Origin of the sequence: Streptomyces sp. (genome assembly GCF_019510245.1) — a bacterium.
Lineage (GTDB): Bacteria > Actinomycetota > Actinomycetes > Streptomycetales > Streptomycetaceae > Streptomyces.
Window position 1 is genome coordinate 1 of the sequence record NZ_JAEKKT010000462.1, and the last position, 3,383, is coordinate 3,383.

Sequence of the window (3,383 nt, forward strand, 5' to 3'; positions counted from 1 at the left end):
GAGTACGCCCTCCCCGAGCAGTTCGTCACCACCTGCGTCTCCTATCCCCGCCCGGGGGTGGAGGACCACGAACTCAACGAGGCCCTGGACATCGCCGCGGGCAACCCGTACTACGCCATGCAGGACGCCCTGCTGCTGCCAGCCGAGCGCGAGAGCGAGCACGACAAGACCACCGGCGCCTGGTCGATCTCCCAGATCGCGGACCGGATGTACTCCTCCCGCCAGGCCCCGTTCCTGGTCACCGAGACCAACGCGGCCACCATCAGCGGCCCCTGGGACAACCGCCCCGCCTACGACGGCCAGTGGCGGCAGGCCGCATGGATGCTGGTGGCACGCGGGGCCCGGATGATCGAGTACTGGCACTGGCACACCCTGCACTTCGGGACCGAGACCTACGTGGGCGGCATCCTCCCGCACAGCGGCAGGCCGGGCCGCGTCTACGACGAACTGGCCCGACTGGGAGGCGAGTTCGAAACCGCGGGCCCACTGGTCGCCGGCATCGAGCCGGATGCCGACATCACCATGGTGTACTCGACGCCGAGCAAGTGGCTCATGCAGAAGTACCCACCCCTGGCGAACCGGAACGGCGAACCGGATCCGGCCGCCTACCACGGCATCTTCGATCCCTTCTACCGCGGCGCCTTCGAGGCGGGCCGCCAGATCCGCGTCGCGCACGCCCGCCAGCTGCACGACCCGCGCGGCGAAGTCCCCGGTCCGAGCCCCGAGGAGGCCGTGCGCCACCATCCCGTCCTCGTCGTCCCGGCGCTGTACGTGACCGACGACGACACACTGGACTGGCTCGCGGCCTACGCCCACGCGGGCGGCCACCTGGTCCTCGGACCGCGGACCGGCTACGCCGACCACGAGGCACGGGCCCGCCAGGAGCCGGCACCGGGACGGCTCACCACGGCCGCCGGGGTCCAGTACGAGGAGTTCAGCAACCTGATGCGGGACGTCCCGCTGCGCGCGGTGCCCGGCAGCCCACTGGAGCTGCCGGAGCAGGCGACAGCCACGCGCTGGGTCGACGGACTCACCGTCCTGGACGCCGACGTGCTCGCAGCGTACGACCACCCGCACTTCGGCCGTTGGCCGGCCGTCACCACCCGCCGCCACGGCACGGGCCGGGTCACCTGCGTCGGCACGGTTCCCGGCCGCGACCTCGCCAGGGCGCTCGCCGCCTGGCTGGCGCCCGCCCCGAGCAGCGACTGGCAGAACCTGCCGCCGTCGGTCACGGCCACCACCGGGAACTCCCCCGACGGCCGCCGCGTGCACGTCGTCCACAACTGGAGCTGGGACTCCACACAGGTCACGGCACCGACGGCACTCTCCGACGTGCTCGACGGCACCTCAGCACGCGCCGGAAGAGCACTGCGCCTGGGCGCCTGGGACGTAAGAATCTTCGTCACCGCCGACGACGGGACGCCCTCGCCCTGAGGTAGCTGCCTCTCTGGCGCGGCTCAGCCCTTCGGCGGGACCGTGCTCTCGCGGACCACGAGATGGGTGGCGTGGAACGTCGGCAGCGCAAGGCCTTCGCAGCGATCGTCGTCTGATGGCTGAGTTGGTTGATTACATATGTCTCTGCCAACCGCGCCCGCCGAAGCGGTACGGACACCTCCAGCAGTGCCGACGCGAGCCCCGACGCCACCTGGACGCCCCGGTAGGACATGGCCATCGACTTCGTACAGACCCGTCAAGGACGGAAACGCGCAGACCACCGGGGTTCCACCAGACCCCATTCGGCGTCCCATTGCGCGTACCTTCTCCGGTCGAGGAGTAGGCGCACGCCCGCGCCGACCGCGTAGGATCCGGCGCCCACACCGAACGCCGCCATGCCGCCCACCAGCCAGCCACTGGTCTTCGCGTTGAACGTGGTCGCCGGCGGACGGGCGACCTTACCGTCGCGGGTCACCCACACACGTACGGTGGAGCCCTTGGGCGTTCCCGGCTTCACCAAGGCTGTTCCCGTCCGCACGACACCGTCGATGTCGGTCCAGCGAACCGGCGCCGGTCGCTTTGCCCAGTCGCCACCCCCGGCGGTCGACGTCAACCGGGCGGTGACCTGGTGCCGTTCCGCTGTCTGGGTCCGCACCGTGTGCATCGACGCTTCGTACGCTGTCAGTCCCGCGCTGACGGCGGCTGCCGGCAGCACGAGGACGAGAATGACCATCAGGACACGGCGCATCCAGCACTCGAACGTGTCGGACGTACGCCTCAGGGAGTTCCCGCGCTTGGCCGCGTGATCGCCGCGCCTTGGCGGCGGACCGGGTGTGTACGGCGAACCTTGTGTGCTCATGACCCGCCTTCCGACGATTCGCCGGCCGTCGCCCGCCACCTGTTCCACCTCGAACGGCAGCGGGATCGGGGCACAGGGCCGAAGATCCCTGTCGGGCCGGCTTTCGGTCCCCGTCCACCGGTAGCCAAGGGGATCCAGCCCCGCAGGCTGCGGCCCCGCCGGTCCGGGTGCCCCTGTCTCCTGCGTGCGCCGACGACCAGCAGGTCAGCCGACGCCGCGTCCAGCAACGCTCGGCGCGCCGGGCACCTGGGGACTCGCCCGGGCATCGCGATACCTTCGCTTCTCGTGCCGGGCCGGCTCGACGGTAGCCAAGTCCACCGTCTCCGGGCTCGATTCGGATCCGTCGATGTCGACCACCAAGGGAATCGCCACCGCACCCGTCTCCTCTCGTGGCGGGTGCAACGTGCCTGCCCTCCCTCCCCTCTACGGCCCCACATGCGCCGGGGAGGATATTGGGGTACTCCTCGTAGTAGAGAAGCATCGCGCTCGGCATGTCGGCGACGTCCGGAGCATGTACGCCATCGGACTCGTTCACCGTCACCCACCGTCGTATCCAGTTTCGTACGAGACGGAGGCCGCCGCCATGCAGCCAGTCATCACCGTGGGCCTCGACGGCTCACCCGAGAGCCTCGCCGCCGCCCGCTGGGCCGCCGACGAAGAGCCTCGCCGCCGCCCGCTGGGCCGCCGACGAGGCCGACAAACGCAAACTCGCGCTGCGCCTCCTGCACGCGTGGCCACTGCTGGCGCCGGAACCGGCCCGCGTCCCCGCGGAAGTCGATCAGAACTACTGGGCGAAGCGCTTCGTCCACACCGCGCGCGCGGAACTGGAATCCAGTCACCCGGGTCTGACCATCATCGGGAGCCTGGTGGCCGACGACGCACGGAAGGCTCTGCTCCAGGCGGGGTCGGAATCCGAGCTGATCGTGCTCGGCTCACGGGGGCTGGACTCCGTGGGAAGCTACTTCCTGGGTGACGTCAGCATGCCGGTCGTGGCCCGGACGGAGCGGCCGGTGGTTCTCGTCCGCACCGGATACGGGACCCTGGAGCCGACGCCGGCGAGCCGTGTGGTCGTGGCATTGAAACTCCACGG

At 70.4% G+C, this 3,383-nt stretch carries 3 protein-coding genes and 1 pseudogene; 2 read left to right on the top strand and 2 right to left on the bottom strand.

The window, feature by feature from the left end; all coding sequences use genetic code 11:
• Positions 1–1,434, top strand: a 1,434-nt coding sequence (locus JF597_RS54040; RefSeq protein ID WP_294014442.1) for a beta-galactosidase trimerization domain-containing protein, incomplete at its 5' end; no start/stop codon positions are given.
• A 256-nt stretch (positions 1,435–1,690) separates the two neighbouring features.
• Here the strand turns inward: JF597_RS54040 and JF597_RS54045 are convergent.
• Both JF597_RS54045 and JF597_RS54050 read right to left on the bottom strand, forming a co-directional pair.
• Positions 1,691–2,167 (bottom strand): hypothetical protein, encoded by a 477-nt coding sequence (locus JF597_RS54045; protein WP_366916586.1) that lies wholly within the window; start codon positions 2,165–2,167, stop codon positions 1,691–1,693.
• Between the two features lie 330 nt (positions 2,168–2,497).
• Positions 2,498–2,665, bottom strand: coding sequence for a hypothetical protein (locus JF597_RS54050; RefSeq protein ID WP_294014444.1), 168 nt, complete (start codon positions 2,663–2,665; stop codon positions 2,498–2,500).
• 211 nt (positions 2,666–2,876) lie between these two features.
• Here JF597_RS54050 and JF597_RS54055 point away from each other — a divergent pair.
• Positions 2,877–3,383: pseudogene (locus JF597_RS54055) on the top strand (universal stress protein); the annotation flags it as partial.

Coding starts and splice junctions, on each gene's coding strand:
- JF597_RS54045 (WP_366916586.1), bottom strand. CDS start 2,167: ATGGTCATTCTCGTCCTCGTGCTGCCGGCAGCCGCCGTCAGCGCGGGA.